This window comes from Paenirhodobacter sp. CAU 1674 (genome assembly GCF_029222945.1).
In the GTDB taxonomy this organism is placed as follows: domain Bacteria; phylum Pseudomonadota; class Alphaproteobacteria; order Rhodobacterales; family Rhodobacteraceae; genus Rhodobacter.
Map to the genome: position 1 here is coordinate 114336 of NZ_JARHUH010000011.1, position 18962 is coordinate 133297.

Below are 18962 nucleotides of genomic sequence, written 5' to 3' on the forward strand. Positions count from 1 at the left end.
CTTCGCCAGAAAGGGCAAATGCAAATGAAACGTCACATCAGCCTTCCCGTCGTCGTGCTGCTTTCCAGCACGCTTTGCGCCCTTGCCGAGGGCTATGCCCCTGATGACAGCGAAGGCGTGTGGACGGGTGGCTATCAACAAACCTCTGGAAACAGTATCAAGCTCGACCTGACGCAGATCGGCGATCTGGGGCAATTGAACATCAGTTTCCATGCCTGGTCTCCCGTTCAGGGAAATGCACGCTGTCAATATGTGTTCCGGACCCAGCCGGGGCAGCCGTCGAAGGCCTTGATCAACGGCTCATATGGCGATGCGCCGGAATGCCCGGCAGACTTTTCCTTCACACTGCTGCGCGCGGGCGCGAATGCGATGCGAATGGAGTTTCAGGGCGGCGGCTTTCTGACCAAGGCCGAAATGCAGGCATCGCTGCGTCCGTTGCGCGCGGCCGATGCGCGTGCGCCCGTTGAAGGGCTCGATATTCTTGGGCTTACCCCGGGGATGCTGCGCGCAGACGTGGAGCGGGCGCTGGATGCCGAGGGCTACGACCTCGGCCGCGAAGAGATTGGTGGTACGCGTGGGGTTGGTTGGAAAGCCGAGGCTCTGACCGCTCAGCGTCGGAATGCGCCCGATGATGGGCGCGATCGCATCGGCGTGCAGTTTACGCCCGCGTTCGACAGCGAAGACACACCGCAGCGGCTGGCTCTGGTGACCCGCAGCTGGGATATCGCGCCGTCCGAAAACCTGTCTGAAATCACGCTACGCCAGGCCTTGACGGAAAAATATGGTCAGGCGCTGAACAACGGCAATGAGTGGCTTTTTGATCGTCGAGGCCAGAACCTGACGACCTACAAGATGCGCGATACGAGCTGCGCGTCGAACAGTTTGCAAACCTTGCCGGTTCGCGTGGCTGTGCCGGGTTGGGCGAACGACAGCTTCAGTGTCAATCTGGCCTGCGGCCCGGTCGTGACCGGCCGTGTCTCGAGTGACAGTCGTTCGGGGCGCGCCGAGCGCTTGCTGCTGGTGCTCTATGATCCCGACATCGCTTGGGACAGCTTCTGGAAAATCTGGTCGCGCGACGAAATCCGCAGGATCGAAACGCTTTATGACGGCGTGTCGAGCGCTACGGGCGCAGCACCGAAACTGTAACCATAGGAGGATACCATGCAGATCACCCGCCGTACCTTCAGCCTGTCTACGCTGGCAGCTCTTGCCGTGCCCAGAGCCGCGTTGGTCGCCAACGACTATGCGCCCGAATTGATCCTAGCCAATCTCGAGCGCGCCATCTGGCTGTCCACCAACCGTGGCGCGCCGCGCGCAGCCTATGTCGTCGCCGCGCCCTGGTGCCCGTATTGCCACCAGCTCTACGACACGATCGTCGCGCTAAAGCCGGATGTCGATTTTCGCTTTGTCTTCATGGGGCAGAAAATTGCGGGCGGGGCGATGGTCAACGCCTATTTCAGCGATGCGCTCGATCAGGTTGGTCAGGTGTTCGCCGATCCGCGTGCGCGCAACCCGCTGCTCAGTCCGCGCGCCGGCGAGCTGATGGATTTCGTCAATCTGGTGACCGGGCATCTCATGGCCGGGGCGATGGGGCGGCTGGGCACCGGTTCGGGGGGCTCGGGCGCGGTCGGTGGCTTCGCCTATCCGCTGGTGGTGCAGCGCGAGGTCGACGGCCGGATCACCGGGACGCTGGGCGCCTGGCTCGAGCTGTCCGCTTTGGCCGCGCGCACCGCACCGGGAACTGCCGCGGGTCCTGATCCTGCGCGCTATGCCGCCTATCTGCGCGAGGCGCCGCACTATCGTCCCGGCAGCCAAAACCACTTTGGCAAGACCGAGAAAACCCCCTATTTCGCGGCGCCCGTGCCAGACGCCCCCGAGGTCGAATGGATCGGTCAGGGGAGCGGTTACAAGGTTGCGGGGACGCTGAGTTTCGGCGGGGAAGATTGGATCGCCGTGCGCGCATTCACCCGCACCGATGCGATGCAATGGGGCCGCAAGCGCGACTTTTTCACCCAGTAAGACCAGAACGGCCGCGCGCCTGGTCTTTTCGCCAACGTGTGAACGGCCAGGCGCGGGAGGTGCTTCGATAAATGCGACTTGAAAGGTAATAAGAATGGTTCAGAATGTCGATCTTGGTTTTCATATGGTCGAAGCCGACAATGGCACCACGTTCGCGATCACGGGTGCGGGGATCGGCGGGGGCGCGTGGTTTGGGTTTTTCTTCGCGGGCGCGATCGTGGGTTTGCCGATTACCTTGATGGTGAATATGGATGCCAAAACTGGCGGACCGGTGTTTGTCACCTGGCTGTTGGTTGTTTTTAGTGCCCTGGGAATCGCGCTTTGGATGAATAGCGCTCGTTCCAAATTCTATCGTTTCATCGTCACGCGCGACACCCTCGAGGTCGATGGTAAAAGTTATGCGAAACGTGACATTAGCGAACTCTTGGTGCGCGACAGTGCGGGTCACATGGCGGGCAGCGTGCCTGTGCAAGGCGGAACCGTCATCGTCGGCACGGGCGTCGTGGGGGCTGCCGTCGTCGGAGCGGCGGCACTCGGCAATGCCGCGAGCAAGATGGGTGAAGCTGCGGGCATGGCGATCACGCAATCGCTTGCCAAGCGAGGCAACTCTGTCTGCATCCGACACGGCCGTCACGTCATCCCTTTGGCGCGCTACTTGAAAGAAGGCGATGCCGTGGCGCTGTTCAACACACTGCGCGAGGTGCTTTAGCGCCCTGGATCCGCATTCCGGTCCGCGCCGATCTGCCCCCCCTGATATCCGGGCCAAGGCGGGGCGTGATCCGTGGGCGCGCGTTGATCTGGCCTGCGGCGTGTCTGCGCAAAACCGCCGATCGTGACAGGCCCTCGAAGCGCCCGTCGCCCGATACGGAACGCCCGGGTCATTCTGAGTGTCACGTGGGATTCTGTCTTGATCCCCTCCGCGTGTTCGCCGATCATCGGGTGGCATTCGCTAAAGGAAATATTGCATGAACGTCCGCGTTTTTTTCGCCGCCTGCGCTGTTTGCGTTGTCGGCGCTGCGCCGGTTGTGGCGCAATCGCTTACACCCGACGAGATCCGTGCCAAGGTCGAGGAGAAGACCAACGTCACGAACGGCTATCAGGTGCTGCTGAACGACCCCGACCCCGCACGCTCGATGGCGGCGATGGAGGTGATGCTGGAGTCGGGCGATGCCAAGCTGCAACGCATGGCGCTGGAATTTGGGCTTTATAGTCCGAACCCGCAGGTGCGCTACACGGCGCTGAAGGCATATTTCGACGGGGAACCCGTTCTGAGTATCGGCATTGACGGCGGCAAGATCAAGAACCAGGATCAATTCGGCGACCTAATCCGTGAAATCGGTGGCACGATTAATGGACAAGGGGATGGCTTCTCCACAATGAAGGTCGGTGAGATTGACGCTGCGCAATCCTGCTACCTTTGGCCTAATTCAAGCAGTTGTTTCATTCGTTTGTCGGAAACGGGTGTCGCGATTTCGTTGTGGCGCGAGTGGGCGCCGCTTCAACTTGATGATCAGGGAAATCTTGTGGGGACGCTCGATATCACCGGACCCGCCCCGATCACAATTCCGGTATCATACTAGGAGACGTAGATGCGCAAATTTCTTTCTTGCGTGCTCCTCGCGGTAACGCCCGCGATGGCCGGCGCCCAATCTCTCTCGCTGGCCGATCTGCAAAAGCAGATCGACGCCGAGGTGAACAAGGGCAGCGAGTATGTCGTGCTGCTGAACGACCCCGATCCCAAACGCGCGCAGGCGGCGATGAAGGTGATGCTGGGCTCGGGCGACCCCGATCTGATCTCGATCGCGCTGGATCACGGGCTCTATAGCGCGGACAGCGCCGTTCGCGGTCTGGCGCTGAAAGGGCTGCTCGACACCAAACCGCGTCTGGATGTTTTCGTCACGATGACCGATCCGGATGACGATTTGCGAAATTCAATTGGAAAAATGTTCTCGACCGTGCCGAACCCCGAAGGTGTTGCGACGGTGCCGATCCTTGTTACAGGATATGACGCGAAACTTGACTGCTATACGGCTGAGTTTTCCATGGCGAATGAGAATAAGTGCTTCATCCAGGTCCGGCCCGAGGCGATCCGGGCACGGCTTGGGTATGCCTGGACCGAGCTGCGCCTGAACGATGACGGCGGCCTTGTCGGGGAAATCAAGCTGTACAGCGGCCCGTTGACCCCCGTCCGCATCCAGCTGCGCTGACGCTCAGCGAAAGCTTACCGCGTCGAGGCCGATCTCGGCGCGGTCCCAGCCCGAGCGCACGGTGACGAAGACCCACAGCACCCGCGTGCCGGAAATCGCCACGTCGAGCAGGCCGTCGGGCGGCATTTGCCCGCTATAGACCGACCGCGTGCGGGCGCCGTCGGGCGCGCTGGACACGTCGATCTGAATATCGCGGGGCAGGCCCGCCTCGGCCTCGGGGTCGGCGGTGATGCGCAGCCCAGACAGCGTGACCACCTGACCGTCCACGGCGCGAAAGGCGATGCGGTTTGGCTGGGTCAGCCGGAACACATAGCTGCCCGGGCCGGTCAGGTTGTCTTCGCCGAATTGCGGCGCGATGGGGGGCAGGCCCGCCTCGATCAGTTCGAAGGCGAGGGCGTCGGGGGCCGGCGGCTCGGTCGGGGCAGGGGCCCGCGCCTGGGCATAGCCCGAGCTGCGCGCGACCCGACGCGCCACGTTTTGATAAATTTCCTCGATCCGGATGAAGCGCGCCTCGGTGGCCGACAGCGCCTCGACCACCATGCCCACGGGCTTCTCGGCGTCGAACAGGAACGATCCGCTCGTGCCTTTGAACAGGTCGGCACTGCCGTCGACCAGCCGCGCGTCGAGGGTGAGGTAGGTGCTGTTCGTCACGATCATGTCGAGGCGTTCGGGTTCGCCCGAGGGGCGCAGGCGCAGCAATTGCACCCGCGCGCCGGTTTCGGGCTGGCTCGCACTGTTCAGTGCCGATAGCGGGGTGGTGCAACGCTTCTCGATCGCGCCGCGCACCACCCCGATCGCCAGATCCATGCCCGGCCAGAACGGGGTCTCGAGACGGGCACCTGAGTACACGACGGGCGCCGCGGAATAAAGCGTGACCTTGCCCTGCTCGCCCGCCACATGGCGCGGCATGATAACCCAGCACACGCCCCCCTCACGAAAGACGAGGCCATGTCCCTTTTCGGAACCGTTGTCGACGGTCACGGTCTCGGCCATTGCCCCTAGGCAAAACCCGAACGGCTGGGCTAGAATAGCGATGAGCGCAATAATGAAGCGTTTTTTGATCATGTTTCGAAAAATTTGGCCTGTTCTCTTGATGCTTCCGACTATCGCCGCAGGCGAGCCGTCAAGTAAAGTGACCTTGATCGAAAATCCGTTCAATGAAGTGGTGCGCAAGGGAACCGAGATTTCGGGGGCCCGGCTGGTGGGCTTTCTTGCTGCGCCGTCTGGGCGCCCAGAGGGTGATGCCGTCGAGGTGGCGGCCGCCATTCCTGCCGATTGGCAGGGGCAGCCGCTTTGTCTGAAGATCGTCTCGGCGGACGGGCTTTACGAGTCGCGCAATGCCTATGCGGTGGCGCCGGATTGGGTGGGCGGGCGCGCCGACCTCAGCTATCCGAGCACGCATGAGAAAGAGGCGCTGGCCTACCCCGGCAGTCAGATCGCCGGGCTGGTGTCGCTGGGTGATTGCCGCCAGTCGCTCGGACAGGTGGCGCCGATCTTCTGGGGGCGCAACGTTGAGACCGGCTTTGCCGTGCTGCTCAACACCGCGCGCTCGGACGAAACCTTCCTGACCTTCCCCGATCAGCCGGACCTTGAGGATGTGACCTGCGAAGCGACCCGTTCCGAGCTGCGCACCGCCTTCGACACGCGCTGTGATCTGCCGCCCGGCGTGGTGGCCATGGGGACGATCGAAGCCGTGGTGGTTTCGTTCAAGAATGGCGAGATGGGACCCGAAGAGCACCTGAGCCTGCGCTTCGGAGCCGCACCTTGAGCGTCGGTATTCTCTTGGCGTCGCCACTGCGTCTGGCCCGTTCGATCGGCGTGGCAAGCCTGCTCTCGGTGGCTGCCGGCGTGTTTGGCCTGAGTGCCTTCTTGCTGCTGGCCGCGGGCATCGGGTCGCAGCAAAGCATCATCATCGACGCCCAGGCAATTGGAGCGGTGGTCAGTTTCAAGGGCTCGACCAACGATTGGCTGCTTGGCGATGCCATTCTCTGTGTGCCGAAGAAGATCGATCTGTCGCAAGCGCGCGGCGAGGGGCCGTGCGATGCGCGCCGGTTCGAAGAGCGCCGCGCGGAAAACCTGCGGGTGAGCTGGCCGCCCGAAGCGGTGGTGCGTGTATCCTCGCCCGCAAGCGGGCAGCTTGTTCTGAGCCTGCTTTCCGACGGTGAATGGCCGAAGGAGACCCGCATCCTTCTGCCGGAGGGCGCGCTTTCCAGACTTGGTGCGCTCGGTTTCTACGGCCATGCGCGCGTTGGTCAGCCCGCCGTTTCGGGCGAGCAGGATCTGCTGCTGTCGGGAAGTTACGAATTCCGCGAGCGTTCGATCTGGTCGCGCAACACCGAGGTTCTGCGCAGTGGCGAGTTGCGTCGTGGCGAGAGTGTCGAGATCTTTCGCGACGGGACCGAAGGGGGCGCCCCCGCCAACCAGTTCGGCCATATCACCGCCGAAGCGCCCGATACGCCGGGTTTTCATGTCAGCCTCGCATCGGAGACGGGCAAGCCGGTGCTGCGGTTGGTGAATTACGGTGGCGTTGCTACCACGACGCTGGCGCCGAACTGGATCGATCGTGCGCTGCATAACTCGCTCATTCTCGCGCTCGCGCTGCTGCTTCCGGTGGCGTTGAGCCTCGTGCAGATCCTGCTTGCCAGTGGGAGCGCGCAAGCGCGAGACGGTTCGAATGGCGGCACCCATACTCCGGTCGGTGCGATGCGTGGGGTCGCGTCGGCCGGGTCCAACGGCGAGAGTGACGAGTTGCGGACCGAATAAGAACAATCGTAAACGAGGGCAGATCAGACCGGATCGCCGCCCGAGGGCCGCAGCATAGCAAAGGCGCATCGTGAAACCGGATACCCCATCGCACACCATCGCGCCCTGGCGTATGTCTGTCGCGCCCATGATGGACTGGACGGATCAGGCGGAATACGAAATGTTTTACAGGTGGTTAGGTATCTTTCGAATCCTGAGTTGTAAAATCAGTTGATAGTCGATCCCATCAAGGCCGGCGGCAGTTCGGGTGACGAAAACGCTGGTCGCAAGGCGCGTAGGGTCCCCGTATCGCGCTTTTCCTTCAATGACTTTGACCGTTCACCGCTTCCTCAAATAACCGGATCGCTTCGAGGATGGCATCGAAATCCGGGGCTTCCCCGATGATCATGTCCTGCATCCCGGCATAGTCTCGCCGTAGCGCGGTGGTCAGTTCCGGGCTCGGGGCGAGGCGTAACGTTCCGGGTTTCGCAGTTTCGTAGCTGGCCCATGCCGCCTTGAAGAACACAGACTTGTGGTGCGCCACCTGTTTGAGGAGGGGCAAATCGGCAAGCGCGCGATCCTTTGCCTCGTGGTCGATGAGCTGGGCCATGTCGTAGTAGTGCCGCGACATTCGATCGGCGAGGGGCTTGGCGGGATCCTGATGGAACAGCATGTGCAGGATCGTCGCCTTTTCCCAGAATGTGCGCTCGATGCCGAGCACCTTCACGTCAAGCTGTGGCTTCGGCAGGAGATCGGGAAAGGCGCTGTGCAGGTAGGGCGCGATGGTCCTGACCTCGGCGGGCAGATGAACGCCTCGGGCGCCGAATTCGAACCGCACGACGGGTTTCACGTAGCTGTCTGTTCCACCTGCCAGGCTTGGATAGGCGAAGAGCAGGGTCTGCGCGTCACCCTGATCCACGGATAGCGTGAAATTTTGTGCCAGCCGGGCGTCGAATGACGTGCGGATCTCCGCCAGAAGTGGGCCCGAGACGGTTTGCTCCGCGGCAGCCTGCAGATCCTGTAGGAGGTCCTTGCGCTTGCCGCCCGACAGGTCCGGGTTTTCCGGGTCGCGATCGCCCGTGAAGCCAAGAGACGCGCGGTCAAGCGAAAGGTCCACATCCTCGGAAAAGCGATGGATCGCATGATAGGCTTTGGAGAGCGATGTCCCGCCCTTGAAGATGATCTGATCGCCATAGGAGGGTAGGGTGGTCAAGAGTTTGAACGACCAGCATACCCAGAAGTCCTTTTCGACGATTGCCTTCGAGAGACCGAGCCGTGACGCGGCTTCCTGAAAAGCCTCATCGCGGTTTTCGGCTGTGTCGTTGGCGAATGTATCCATGGTCAGGCGTAGGCGACGATCTGTTGCACGACGGGATGCATCCACGCGGGCACATGTTTGCTCTGCTTCGCGAGCAAGTTCCGGTCATTGCCATCCAGTGCCGTTGCGAGCTTGGCGATGACGCGATCGTCGATGCGATCCTTGCCCATGTAGCGCAGGGCCTGGAACACGGCGCCGGTCTTCTGGCCCGCACCGACGAGCGTCTTGGGGGATGCCTTCCTGAACTGGATCACCTGCTTGCCGATGGTCTTCGTGCGGGTCGGGCCGTCGGTCATGTAGGTCGGCTTCGAGGGCACCTGCGTCGTCAGTCCGAAAAGGTTGGCGGCCATCGACGGGGAGACCTGCAGAATCTGGTTGTTCGTGCGGGCAATGGCCTTGGCGACATCGTCCGGCGAAGGGGACAACATGCCGAAGCGTGTGCTCTGCTTCGGATAGTCATAGAGGCCGCGTGTCAGGCGCCGGATCACCCCCTGATCGGCCAGCCGCGACAGCGCCTGATCCACGCTCGCACGCGAGCCGAGATCAAGAAAATCCGCCGGCGCAAAGACTGCGCCGCGACCCTTTCCAATGATGCGTTGCCTGATTTTCGACGTGACCATAAGCTCTCTCCTTGTCAGAAAATAGTATATGTTTTTCTGAAAGTCAATCGAGCGGTTCCAGCCCGATTTGGTGAGGTCATGTGGGAAGCCCAAAGCGGCGATGCATCTACTGGCGAAAGGCTTCGGCCTCATATCGCGCGATCTCGCGCCGCTTGTCGATGTAGAGGGCGAGGTCCTGCAGGTGGACGCCCTTTGCGCTCTTCTGGCTCCGCTCGGCGCGAACCAGCGGCAGGTCGATTTCCCCGGCGCTGACTTTGCGTAGGAATTTCTGAATCGTCAGATGGGAGAAGTAGTCCCGACAGACGATGTCCACCGGGACAACCGCCTTACCGTCATATTGCGCCATCAGAAGGAACAGGGTGTTCATGGCTCTGCCTAGGTTACACGTCGGCTTCGAGCTTGTCGGGAGCCGGGAAGGAGCGCAACGGAAGCGGGATGCGGTGGGTGCGCAGGTACGGCAGAGGCGGCGCGCCATAGCGCATGTTTGGATGAGGATAGCGTCGCAACTATCGGAAAAGACGTTCTTCGTCTGACGTGAGAGTTAGAGGGGGGCGGAAGGTTTCATGACGGGTTGAGGGTCGGGAGAGAGGCTTCCGGCGCCCGTCGTGGAGGTTTTCCCATGACCCTGCAGGTTCTCGATGCCAGCCGCGATGCGAGCGGTGGTTACAAGGTTGATCCGTCCCGTGGCGAGCGGGTCGGGCGCGTCTCGTCCGAATGGTTTTCGCGGCCCGACGACGAACGCTATCTCTCGCTCGACGCCCTGGCCGCCTCAGTCCGGGCGCGGGCCGAACGCAGCCGCACCCGCGTGGTGGAAAGTGCCGCGATCCATGTCGAGGCGAGCCGCGACAATCCCGAACGGCTCGATCTCGTGCTGCCCGGGGCCGAGGCGCCGGTCGCGCCCACCCATTGGTCCTTCGGCCAGCTGGCAAGCCAGGTCGGCGCGCCGGCGGCCTATCTGCGCCAGCTTCCGGCGGCGCTGGCGGGGATCAACCTGCAATACGGGCTGAGCGCGCATCGCGCCGAGCAGATCAAGACGCTGGAGGCCGAAGACGGTCGCGTCGAGCTGCGCGCGGTGACCGGCCCCGATTATGGCCGGATCTTCGACTACGAGCTGGTCGAGGCGGTGCAGCGCATCGCGGGCAACGGCACCGGCGACACGCGCTGGAAGGTGCCCGGCGTGCTCGACTGGACGACGGGGATCTACAACCCGGGTGTCGACGTCACCAAGGACACGACGACGCTCTACGCCTCGGATCGTGACGTATTCCTCTTCCTCGTCGATGACCGCAATCCGATCGAGGCGGGCAAGCTGCCCGACGGCTCGCCCGACCTGTTCTTCCGCGGCTTCTATTGCTGGAACAGCGAGGTGGGGGCGAAGACGCTCGGCATCGCCAGCTTCTACCTGCGCGCGGTCTGCCAGAACCGCAATCTCTGGGGCGTCGAGGATTTCCAGGAGATCAAGATCCGCCACTCGAAATATGCCGCGTCGCGCTTCGCCCACGAGGCAACGCCGGCCTTGCGCAATTTCGCGGACTCCTCGCCCATGCCGTTCCTCAACGGCATCAAGGCGGCGCGCGAGCGGGTGGTGGCGCGCAGCGACGAGGACCGCAACGACTTCCTGCGCAAGTGCGGTTTCTCGAAGGCCGAGACCGGCAAGATCATCGAGACCGTGATGCGCGAAGAGGGGCGCCCGCCCGAAAGCGTCTTCGATTTCGTGCAGGGCATCACCGCCGTCGCCCGCGACAAGCCGCATCAGGATGCCCGGCTCGATCTGGAAGGGCGGGCGAAGAAGCTGCTCGACCGGGTGAACTGAAGTGGGCGCGGTTCCGACCGCACCCCAACAAAAGCGCTGGGTGGCCTGATGCGGCGCCCAGTGTAATGCGGTGCTAGACCGCCCAATACTCTCTCAAGAATCGACGCGAGCGTTATCGTCAAAACTCTCCGTTATGTGGGACAAAAGTTTGCTCCGTTTGCACGAATGACTGCCGTGCCGCCAGCGAAGGTGGTTGGCTCGGCTCTTTCCGGACCCGACCGGTTAGGGGCAGTGGAAAGGTACAAAGGTGCTGGCCATACCCTCGTTCATGGTCATGATCGTCAGAAGATCGGCAAACTTCAGTTCTGTATCCGTGATTGGACACACTTGGCCCTGCGTCTGACACCCGCCATCCATGAACGATTGGTTTGCAGCCAAAAACTCTTCCCGAAGGCCGTCTCGCCCCTGAAGAGCAATTGCGTCCTCGACGGCGCGTTCATAGAGAACGCATTTCTGTTCGCTCCACGTCAGCCCGTCCAGATTCTGCGCCTTGAGAGGGAGCGCAAGACAGGGTAGGATGACCGAAGCGAACAGGGCAGAAGCGTTAAGATTAATCATTGGGATACGGATCGTAAGGTGGCTGAAGCACATTGGACGTTGCGATGCGGGCCAGTTCCGCGTGGGTGTTTGCCTGCGTATCCGGGTCTCGCGGTGAGCCTTTGATGTAGACCGCCATGAGAAGGGGTTTCCGGTTCGGCGGGTAGATCGCCGCGATCGTCGCGGTTTCCCCTCTGGGCCCGGTGCCCGTTCTGTCGCCAACTTTCCAGTCAGAGGGAACGCCAGCCCGGATCCGTGCATCGCCGGTCGTGTTCGCAACCATCCATCGGGAAAGTTGTTCCCTGCTCGGTGCGGACAGAATCTCTCCGAGCAAAAGCCGTTCCATCGTTTTCAACATCTGTGAGGGCGTGCTGCTGTCGCGCGGATCGCCCGGTGGCACGTCGTTCAGCTCGGGTTCGAACCTGTCTATTCGCGTGATCGGATCGCCCATATCGCGCAGGGCTGCCGTCAGGGCCTCCGGGCCACCGAGACTGTGCAAAAGCAGGTTGGCCGCTGCGTTGTCGCTGCGTGTCATGGCGGCCTCGCACAGACTACGCACCTCCATGGTGCCGCCGACCGCGTTCTTTACCACAGGTGACCACGAAACGATATCCCGCGGCAGAACCGGAATCCTGCGGTCGAGCTGTTCCTGCCCCCTGTCGACACGCGAGAGGACAGCGCCTGCAAGCAGGAACTTGAAGGTGCTGTTGAGCGGGTAGAGCGAGGTGTCATCCCACCCGCTCGCGCGGCCGGTTTCGGTGTCCAGAACAGAAACCCCAAGCTCACCACCAACCGCAAGACCGATGACCTCGAACGAAAAATCTGGGATCAACCCGTCATCGTAGGTGCGTGGCTTCCATTCACGGGTTTCATAAGCGGCTTGCTGAGCCGGCGCCCTTGATGCAACCAAGGACGCGGTTCCTGCGATGAATATGCGTCGGGTTATGGCCTTCAAAACGGTCTTTCCTCAATTGGCTGTGGATCACAGCACAAGCCGGCTCGGCTTTTCAAGGGGGAGTGCCAGATTCGTAGGCGACCATCCAGTCGCCTTCCGATAGCTCGGCGCGAGTTTGCCAATGCTTGGCAGGTTGAACCGCAGAGAAAGCTGAATTTGGTGTTTTTGGCGGGTCTGGGCGCCAAGCGGACAAATGTCGAGCCTTTTGCGAACGCTTCGATCTCGTTGAGGTCGGCAACACGTATGACAAAGCACCTGTCAGCTCCGGCCGCGCGGGCCTCTCCCGCCCATCGAAACCACCACCGCGCAGCTCCCTTCAGAGGAAGAGGGCTGCGCTTTGCTTCGTGACGGGTTTGGTGTCGGGAGAGCGGCTCCCGCGCCCGTCGCGGAGTGAAGACCATGGCGAATGCCGACCAGAAGATCACCCTCGCGTCCGCGCGGGATATTCCTTTCAACAAGCTGACCCTGAGCCAGGCGAATGTCCGGCGCCTGAAATCCGGTATCTCGATCGAGGAGCTGGCAGAGTCCATCGCCCGGCGCGGCTTGATCCAGTCGCTGCATGTCCGCCCGCAGCTCGATGCCGGGGGGCAGGAGACCGGGCTCTACGAGGTGCCGGCCGGCGGGCGGCGGTTCCGGGCGCTTGAGCTTCTGGTGAAACAGAAGCGGCTGAACAAGACGGCGCCCGTGCCCTGCGTCGTGTCGGCGGCCGATGCGGACATCCTGATCGACGAGGTCTCGCTCGCCGAGAACATCGAGCGCGCGCCGCTGCATCCGCTCGACCAGTTCCGGGCCTTCCTCGCCCTGCGCGAAAAGGGGATGAGCGAGGAGGAAATCGCGGCCGCCTTCTTCGTCTCCGCCCAGGTGGTCAAGCAGCGCCTGCGCCTGACCACGGTCGCGCCGGCCTTGCTCGAGGCCTATGGCGAGGAGGAGATGACGCTCGAACAGCTCATGGCCTTTACGGTGAGCGACGATCACGCGCGTCAGGAGCAGGTCTGGGAGGCGGTGCGGCACAGCTGGAACAACGAGCCCTACCAGATCCGCCGGATGCTGACCGAGCACTCCCTGCGCGGTTCCGATCGCCGGGTGCGCTTCATCGGGCTCGAGGCCTATGTCGAGGCGGGCGGCTCGGTGATGCGCGATCTCTTCCAGGATGACGATGGCGGCTGGATCGAGGACGTGCCGCTGCTCGAACGGCTGGTGGCGCAGAAGCTGCAGGCCGAGGCCGAGACGATCTCCGCCGAGGGCTGGAAATGGGTCGAGGTGGCGGCGGAGTTTCCCTATGGCCATAGCTTCGGGCTGCGCCGGCTCGCAGGCACCAGCATCGACCTGAGCGATGAAGAACGCGCCGCGCGCGAGAAGCTGCGTGACGAATTCGACGCGCTGGAGGCGCGATATGCCGAGGTCGAGGAATTCCCCGAGGAAGTCGACGCACGTCTGGGCGAGATCGAGGCGGCACTGGAAGGGTTCGAGACCCGGCCGATGCGCTTCGAGCCCGAGCAGATGGCCAAGGCTGGCGTGTTCGTCAGCATCCGGCAGGACGGCCAGCTAGCGATCGAGCGGGGCTTCGTGCGCCCCGAAGACGAGGTGCCGATCGAAGCCGATGGGGCAGGGGAGGCGGAGGAAGTCCCGCGCGACGCGGCCGGGTTGCCGCAGATCGTCACTGCCGGGCAAGCGGGCCCGGGCGAGGAGGACGATGAGGAGGAGATCAAGCCGCTGCCTGATCGCCTGCTCACCGATCTGACGGCCTATCGCACGCTCGCCCTGCGCGATGCGCTGGCGGCTCATCCGCAGATCGCCCTGACGGCGCTGCTGCACAAGCTGGTGCGCGACACGTTCCAGCATCGCACCGGCACGGGTTGCCTGCAGGTGAGCGTCCAGCACGTCTACCTGCCGCCCCAGACCGAGGGCCTGAACGACAGCCCCGCCGCGCAAAGCGTCGCTGCGCGGCATGAGGCCTGGGAGGCCGATCTCCCCGCCGAGGACGCGGCGCTCTGGGGCTGGATCGCCGGTCTCGACGAGGCCAGCCGGCTGGCGTTGCTCGCCCATTGCCTCAGCTTCGGGGTGAACGCGCTGCACGAAAGGCCCAGCCCCTACAGCGCGAACGGGATCAGCGCCCACGGCCTGCAGTCGCGGCTCTCGGAGGCGGATCGCCTTGCGCAGGAGACCGGGCTCGACATGGTGGAGGCCGGTTGGCGTCCGACCGCGTCGGGCTATTTCGACCGCGTGACCAAGGCGCGCATTCTCGAAGCGGTGCGCGAGGGGGCTGGTGACCGCGAGGCGGCGCGCATCGAGCACCTGAAGAAGGCCGACATGGCGCAGGAAGCCGAGCGCCTGCTCGCGGGCAGCGGCTGGCTGCCCGAGCCGCTGCGTGGAGCGGATGGGGGTGCTGATGCCCCGGAGGCCGACGACGGGCAGGCGGACGAACTCGAGCAAACCGGGCCGGAGGCCACGATTCTCACCGCCGCGGAATGACTATTCTACCCCGAACGTGCGCTGCGTTCGGGGTATTTTGCTGGGAGCAAGGGGGCGGAAAGCGGCCTGTGAGGTTGCGGCGTTGCATCTGCGGCAATCGGCGATAGCTGCCGTTCGCCACCGGCTCCGAGGCGGCAGCGATGTGCTGGGAGCGGCCTTTTTAAACAGCGTGCTTTGGGGCTTAACATGAGCAGCGCAAAACCGCCCGACGTGGCAGGCAAATCATGGTTGGAACTTACATCGATGGCAGCATTAGCCAAAATCGTTTCACCTGGCAGCATTTGAAATGCGCAGTTACTTGGTCAAATTTTTTCCTGGTGTTCCTGCGCGTATTGCTGGAGTGACTTGCGCCGATCTGCCTTCGTGCTCAGCAGACTCAGTTCCAGGATGCCGGCCGTGTTACGTCCAGTCCGCCAGGCGCGCCTCGTCCAGTAGGTCCCTTCTGCACGGCGATAGTCCTCGGCGACCAGTTCCAGGTCCGCGGCGCCGAGGTGAGCCTCCTCGTCGGTGATCGCGTGGTTTGGTGTCTGCTGCCGGTAAACATATGACAGATGTATTCGCCCGGTATGCTGGTTCCTCCACGGCTTCGCGGTGATCGAAAAGGACTCTCCGTTGGTGGAACTTAAGCCAGCTCGAACCTGCAATTTGAAAAGCGAGTTAGTGAACCTCACCGCCATGGCGTCCTGTTGCTCCGGCAGGTCGTGGAGCTCCTGCTCCGTCGTCCTGTCGTCGGATTGCGCCGCCTCGACTAACCTCTTGATGGTTGGCCAGTTGGAACTCGTGCTACCCACCCAAACTCCGTTCAGATCGGGGAACCAGTCGTTCAGCTTCGGGATCCAGCGCCACAGGATGCGCCAGGGTGCCCAATAGCCGGTCGGACCGAAGAAGCCGCCGAGGATGATCAGTACCCCGAGAGGCAGGTAGCGAACGACATATCGATCCGGTATCGGCACCCCTGTCAATCGCTGCACTTCGTCGGCGTAGACGGCGAGCATCGTGACCAGAGTGAGGCCTCCCCCGACCCATTTCCAAGGCAGTAGTGGATACACGATTCGTTCTCCGATTCGAAATTCGATATTGGCCCTTGAACGGTTGAGCCGTAGGCACCACATTTAATGCCACGGCAAAGCGAGGGCGCAAGATGTATGATTTCTCGAAACGAATTTCCAAGTTCCATCAAGACCACGTTAGGCTGACGAATGGCCAGCGGGCGGATATGCGGCGTCGGCGCGAAACTAATCTTGAGCGGATCGAGAAGGGGCTTGAAGAGACCAACAAACCTTCCGTTGCTGAGACCATCAATCAGGGTGGTTACGCGCAAAAAACAATGACGCAGCCGCCCGAGAACGATCAGGAGAGCCGCTACGATATTGATCTTGGCGTGGTGTTCGAAGAGGACGATGCCGCCGGCCCGAGGACGACCCGTAACTGGGTCAGGGACGCCATCGCCCGCAAGGCGACCAATCTCAAGAACGACCCGGAAACAAAGAAGAAGTGCGTCCGCGTCGTATACGCGGACGGGTATCAGTGCGATTTCCCCGTCTTCCGCCGTAAGTGGTCCGAAGTGGGTTGGAAGTACGAACTGTCGTCAGGCGACGAATGGACCGGCTCTGATCCTGCCGCGATGAACAAGTGGATCGAGACGATGGTTTCGGCGAAGAGCCCAGAGACGTCGGGAAGCTACCAGCTCCGTCGTATCATCCGCCTAGGCAAGTTCTTCTCGAAGACCCATTCCAGCCGACTGAACCGGGAATTCCCCGGCGGCCTTGTCGCCACGGCCCTCTTTATCGAATCCTACAGCTCCGTGAATGGCCGCGACGACGAGGCCTTCCGGGAGACATTGCGGGCGCTGTCCATCCGGTCCAAGTATTCACCGGTTTACGCCAATGGCATCCAAGTCTCCGACGACAAGGACACCGACCGGATCGGGCGTTTGATCGATCAGGCGAAAGAGTCGGTCAATGAGCTCGACAAGCTCGACGCCGAAGACGCGACAGATGCTGATGCCAATAAGGTTTGGAAGACCGTTTTCCGCCACAGCTTCTTCGAAGAGGAGACCAAAGAAGCGGCAAACAGCGCTTCTGCCCCCTTGGAGAACAAGAGTGCGCTCGGGGCAGCGGGACTAGCCGCGCCGTTCTTGTCCTCGCAGGCTGCGGCTGCCCTCTCGGAAAGCGAGAAGCATTCGCGGATGGAGGCGGCAGTGAGCGCCCGGAAAGAAAGCGGGAGTGGCGGCAAACCTTGGTCGAAGTGACGATTTCGGACGATTTTTATTCTGAGGTCCAGCATGCGGTTGTCAAACATCAACCGGAGTTGACCATTTCAAGGACCGACAGCCTCATTATTCTTGAAGGACTGTTTGTCGTTTCTGGGCCTGCTGGACCCTTTGACTCCTACCAGATCAAGGCAGGAATTACGGGGGGCTTCCCAGCCGAAGAACCAGTGGTGTTTGAGGAAGGTGGTCGTATTCCGCGGATCGCCGACAGGCACGTATTTCCGGATCACGGGAATTGTTGCTTGGGCGTCTGGGAGGAATGGCTATTGTCTGCCCAGGATCTCCGATTTGAAACCTTGCTGACGGGCCGGATGCACGACTATTTCGTCAGCCAGACGTATTACGAGGCCCACGGTGAGTGGCCGTTCGGCGAAAGGTCGCACGGAATGCGCGGTGTTCTAGAGGCCTATTCCGATCTACTCGGAATTGCCTCAGACGAAAAGGTCATTGCCGACTACCTGCACCTACTGTCGCGCCAAACGATCAAGGGGCATGCGCTTTGCCCGTGCGGAAGCGGACGGCGTCTCCGGCAGTGTCACAGTGACGACATCCAGAGGCTGAGTCAGAAGATTCCATACTTCATGGCAAAGCGAATGTATCGCACGATTGCGCCCCAATAGCCGATTTGGCCGTCCCTCCTTTTTCGCTGCGGCAAAAGAATTCTCCTAGCAGAAACCGTCATGACAGGAGGAGAAATGAAGGCCGTGACATCCGCATTCTGCAGTCCAAGCCCCTGACTGATGCAGTCCCCATCTCCCGCTTCCATTCGCTGACCGTGGTCTGAACGGGCTTTGGCAATCAACCCACAAGGGGTCGGCTGACGCGGGGCGTGCCGTCGCGCGGATTCGGGGCAGGCCCGAACGCACGCGATGATTGCCTTTCCGGTTCCGACACATCGGGCGCCTGTCGCGCGGGAGATGGTCTCCCGCCTCCAAAGACAGGAGCCGGAACAATGTCCTACAAAGATGCCACAGCTTTCGCCGCCAGCCTTGCCGCCACGCTGATGGTCTCCATCGTCGTGTTTCAGGCTGGCGACGGAACCTTCGGTGCCGTGCCCGCCGAGGAGATCGACGGCGACGAGGTGGCGGTGATCGCCGAAATCGATCCCTGGGCCTGAGGCTGGCCGCCTCGCGCCTCCGGGCCGGGGCGGCCCGTTTCGACGCCGCGAGAGGGAGAGGCCGGAAGGGCAGGGGCGAGCCTGCCGGTTGAGAGAGCGCCGGCGGCTCGTTCCTTTCCGCTCTCCGGGAGATATGCGATGACCGACAGCAAGGGCCCCGCGCCCAAACCCTTCGACATGGCCGCGGCGATGGCGCGCTACCAAGCGGATCGCGACGACTACGAGACCCGCGCGAGCGCCATTCTCCCCGCCAACAAGACAGCCCTTTTCGATGCGTTGGCCGCGTCCGGGATCACGCAGGTGACCGTGAGCTTCGACGGTTATGGCGACAGTGGGCAAATCGAGGACATCAGCGCCATGGGAGCGGGGGGCCACATGGCGCTGCCCGAGACAGAGATCAGCATCGCCACCACGAGCTGGGGCAATGCCGAGATCACGGAGCATCGCATGGCGGTACGCGAGGCGGTCGAGCAGCTGGCCTATGATTGCCTCGCGCAAACCCATTCCGGCTGGGAAAACAACGATGGTGCCTATGGCGAGTTCACCTTCGACGTAGCAGCTCAGGTGATCGCCCTCGAGCACAACGAGCGCTTCACGGCGATCGAGACCTACGCGCACGAATTCTGAGGAGGTAACGATGGCACATCCCTATCATCACGCGCTGTCCTCGGTGCGCAAATGGGGCGGCGAGGTCGAAGATTACCTGCCGGTCCATAACTGGTTCGATGCCAGCAAGGAGATCACCGCGGATTTTCGTCACCGGGCGCTGCGCCACCATGCCTTATCCTGACTCTATGGAAGCGTCTTATTCCTGTGCATTGTGCGGGTTATGCGGAACCTTAGGATTGAGAGATGAGCCAGCCCCGGCCCGCTCTCCATCAAAAGGGCCG

At 62.3% G+C, this 18962-nt stretch carries 21 protein-coding genes; 14 read left to right on the forward strand and 7 right to left on the reverse strand.

Annotation, left to right across the window (positions count from 1 at the left end; genetic code table 11):
• Window positions 1–24 precede the first annotated feature (24 nt).
• The 5 genes from P2G62_RS15520 (at window position 25) to P2G62_RS15540 (ending at window position 4226) form a co-directional block, all read left to right on the forward strand.
• Window positions 25–1146, forward strand: coding sequence for a hypothetical protein (locus tag P2G62_RS15520; protein ID WP_275735830.1), 1122 nt, complete (start codon window positions 25–27; stop codon window positions 1144–1146).
• 15 nt (window positions 1147–1161) lie between these two features.
• A complete protein-coding gene (locus tag P2G62_RS15525; RefSeq protein ID WP_275735831.1) occupies window positions 1162–2019 on the forward strand; it encodes a hypothetical protein in 858 nt (285 codons plus the stop codon).
• Window positions 2020–2113: 94 nt separating this feature from the next.
• Window positions 2114–2728, forward strand: a complete 615-nt coding sequence (locus P2G62_RS15530) for a hypothetical protein (protein WP_275735832.1) — start codon at window positions 2114–2116, stop codon at window positions 2726–2728.
• A 256-nt stretch (window positions 2729–2984) separates the two neighbouring features.
• Window positions 2985–3599, forward strand: coding sequence for a hypothetical protein (locus tag P2G62_RS15535; RefSeq protein WP_275735833.1), 615 nt, complete (start codon window positions 2985–2987; stop codon window positions 3597–3599).
• Window positions 3600–3608: 9 nt separating this feature from the next.
• Complete coding sequence (locus P2G62_RS15540; protein WP_275735834.1) at window positions 3609–4226, forward strand: hypothetical protein; 618 nt, start codon at window positions 3609–3611, stop codon at window positions 4224–4226.
• 3 nt (window positions 4227–4229) lie between these two features.
• Here the strand turns inward: P2G62_RS15540 and P2G62_RS15545 are convergent, their stop codons facing one another.
• Window positions 4230–5219, reverse strand: coding sequence for a hypothetical protein (locus P2G62_RS15545; protein WP_275735835.1), 990 nt, complete (start codon window positions 5217–5219; stop codon window positions 4230–4232).
• A 139-nt stretch (window positions 5220–5358) separates the two neighbouring features.
• Between P2G62_RS15545 and P2G62_RS15550 the strand changes: the two genes are divergently transcribed.
• Window positions 5359–5994 carry a hypothetical protein gene (locus P2G62_RS15550; RefSeq protein WP_275735836.1) on the forward strand — a complete coding sequence of 212 codons (636 nt, stop codon included), beginning with the start codon at window positions 5359–5361 and terminating at the stop codon, window positions 5992–5994.
• Window positions 5991–6989 carry a hypothetical protein gene (locus P2G62_RS15555; protein WP_275735837.1) on the forward strand — a complete coding sequence of 333 codons (999 nt, stop codon included), beginning with the start codon at window positions 5991–5993 and terminating at the stop codon, window positions 6987–6989. Before P2G62_RS15550 ends, P2G62_RS15555 begins: the two co-directional genes overlap by 4 nt.
• 301 nt (window positions 6990–7290) lie before the next feature.
• On the opposite strand, the gene P2G62_RS15560 is transcribed toward P2G62_RS15555, so the two are convergent.
• The 3 genes from P2G62_RS15560 to P2G62_RS15570 form a co-directional block, all read right to left on the reverse strand.
• On the reverse strand, window positions 7291–8307 hold the full coding sequence (locus P2G62_RS15560; RefSeq protein WP_275735838.1) for a nucleotidyl transferase AbiEii/AbiGii toxin family protein: 1017 nt from the start codon (window positions 8305–8307) through the stop codon (window positions 7291–7293).
• Window positions 8308–8309: 2 nt separating this feature from the next.
• Window positions 8310–8906, reverse strand: a complete 597-nt coding sequence (locus P2G62_RS15565; protein WP_275735839.1) for a DUF6088 family protein — start codon at window positions 8904–8906, stop codon at window positions 8310–8312.
• A 106-nt stretch (window positions 8907–9012) separates the two neighbouring features.
• A complete protein-coding gene (locus P2G62_RS15570; RefSeq protein ID WP_275735840.1) occupies window positions 9013–9273 on the reverse strand; it encodes a pyocin activator PrtN family protein in 261 nt (86 codons plus the stop codon).
• 252 nt (window positions 9274–9525) lie between these two features.
• Between P2G62_RS15570 and P2G62_RS15575 the strand changes: the two genes are divergently transcribed.
• Window positions 9526–10719, forward strand: a complete 1194-nt coding sequence (locus tag P2G62_RS15575; RefSeq protein ID WP_275735841.1) for a DUF932 domain-containing protein — start codon at window positions 9526–9528, stop codon at window positions 10717–10719.
• Window positions 10720–10941: 222 nt separating this feature from the next.
• On the opposite strand, the gene P2G62_RS15580 is transcribed toward P2G62_RS15575, so the two are convergent.
• Window positions 10942–11277 (reverse strand): hypothetical protein, encoded by a 336-nt coding sequence (locus tag P2G62_RS15580; RefSeq protein WP_275735842.1) that lies wholly within the window; start codon window positions 11275–11277, stop codon window positions 10942–10944.
• A complete protein-coding gene (bla, locus tag P2G62_RS15585) occupies window positions 11270–12211 on the reverse strand; it encodes a class A beta-lactamase (RefSeq protein ID WP_275735843.1) in 942 nt (313 codons plus the stop codon). Before bla ends, P2G62_RS15580 begins: the two co-directional genes overlap by 8 nt.
• Window positions 12212–12610: 399 nt before the next feature.
• On the opposite strand from bla, the gene P2G62_RS15590 reads away from it, so the two are divergent.
• Entirely contained in the window at window positions 12611–14683 is a 2073-nt protein-coding gene (locus P2G62_RS15590) for a ParB/RepB/Spo0J family partition protein (protein ID WP_275735844.1), read from the forward strand.
• Between the two features lie 302 nt (window positions 14684–14985).
• Here the strand turns inward: P2G62_RS15590 and P2G62_RS15595 are convergent, their stop codons facing one another.
• Window positions 14986–15732 carry a hypothetical protein gene (locus P2G62_RS15595; protein WP_275735845.1) on the reverse strand — a complete coding sequence of 249 codons (747 nt, stop codon included), beginning with the start codon at window positions 15730–15732 and terminating at the stop codon, window positions 14986–14988.
• 92 nt (window positions 15733–15824) lie between these two features.
• Between P2G62_RS15595 and P2G62_RS15600 the strand changes: the two genes are divergently transcribed.
• The 5 genes from P2G62_RS15600 (at window position 15825) to P2G62_RS15620 (ending at window position 18862) form a co-directional block, all read left to right on the forward strand.
• Window positions 15825–16934, forward strand: coding sequence for a cyclic GMP-AMP synthase DncV-like nucleotidyltransferase (locus P2G62_RS15600; RefSeq protein ID WP_275735846.1), 1110 nt, complete (start codon window positions 15825–15827; stop codon window positions 16932–16934).
• Window positions 16931–17575 (forward strand): SEC-C metal-binding domain-containing protein, encoded by a 645-nt coding sequence (locus P2G62_RS15605; RefSeq protein ID WP_275735851.1) that lies wholly within the window; start codon window positions 16931–16933, stop codon window positions 17573–17575. The genes P2G62_RS15600 and P2G62_RS15605 overlap by 4 nt, the downstream gene beginning before the upstream one ends.
• A gap of 332 nt (window positions 17576–17907) precedes the next feature.
• Window positions 17908–18072 (forward strand): hypothetical protein, encoded by a 165-nt coding sequence (locus tag P2G62_RS15610; protein WP_275735847.1) that lies wholly within the window; start codon window positions 17908–17910, stop codon window positions 18070–18072.
• A gap of 138 nt (window positions 18073–18210) precedes the next feature.
• Entirely contained in the window at window positions 18211–18699 is a 489-nt protein-coding gene (locus P2G62_RS15615) for a DUF6878 family protein (RefSeq protein ID WP_275735848.1), read from the forward strand.
• Window positions 18700–18709: 10 nt separating this feature from the next.
• Window positions 18710–18862 (forward strand): hypothetical protein, encoded by a 153-nt coding sequence (locus P2G62_RS15620; protein WP_275735852.1) that lies wholly within the window; start codon window positions 18710–18712, stop codon window positions 18860–18862.
• Window positions 18863–18962 lie beyond the last annotated feature (100 nt).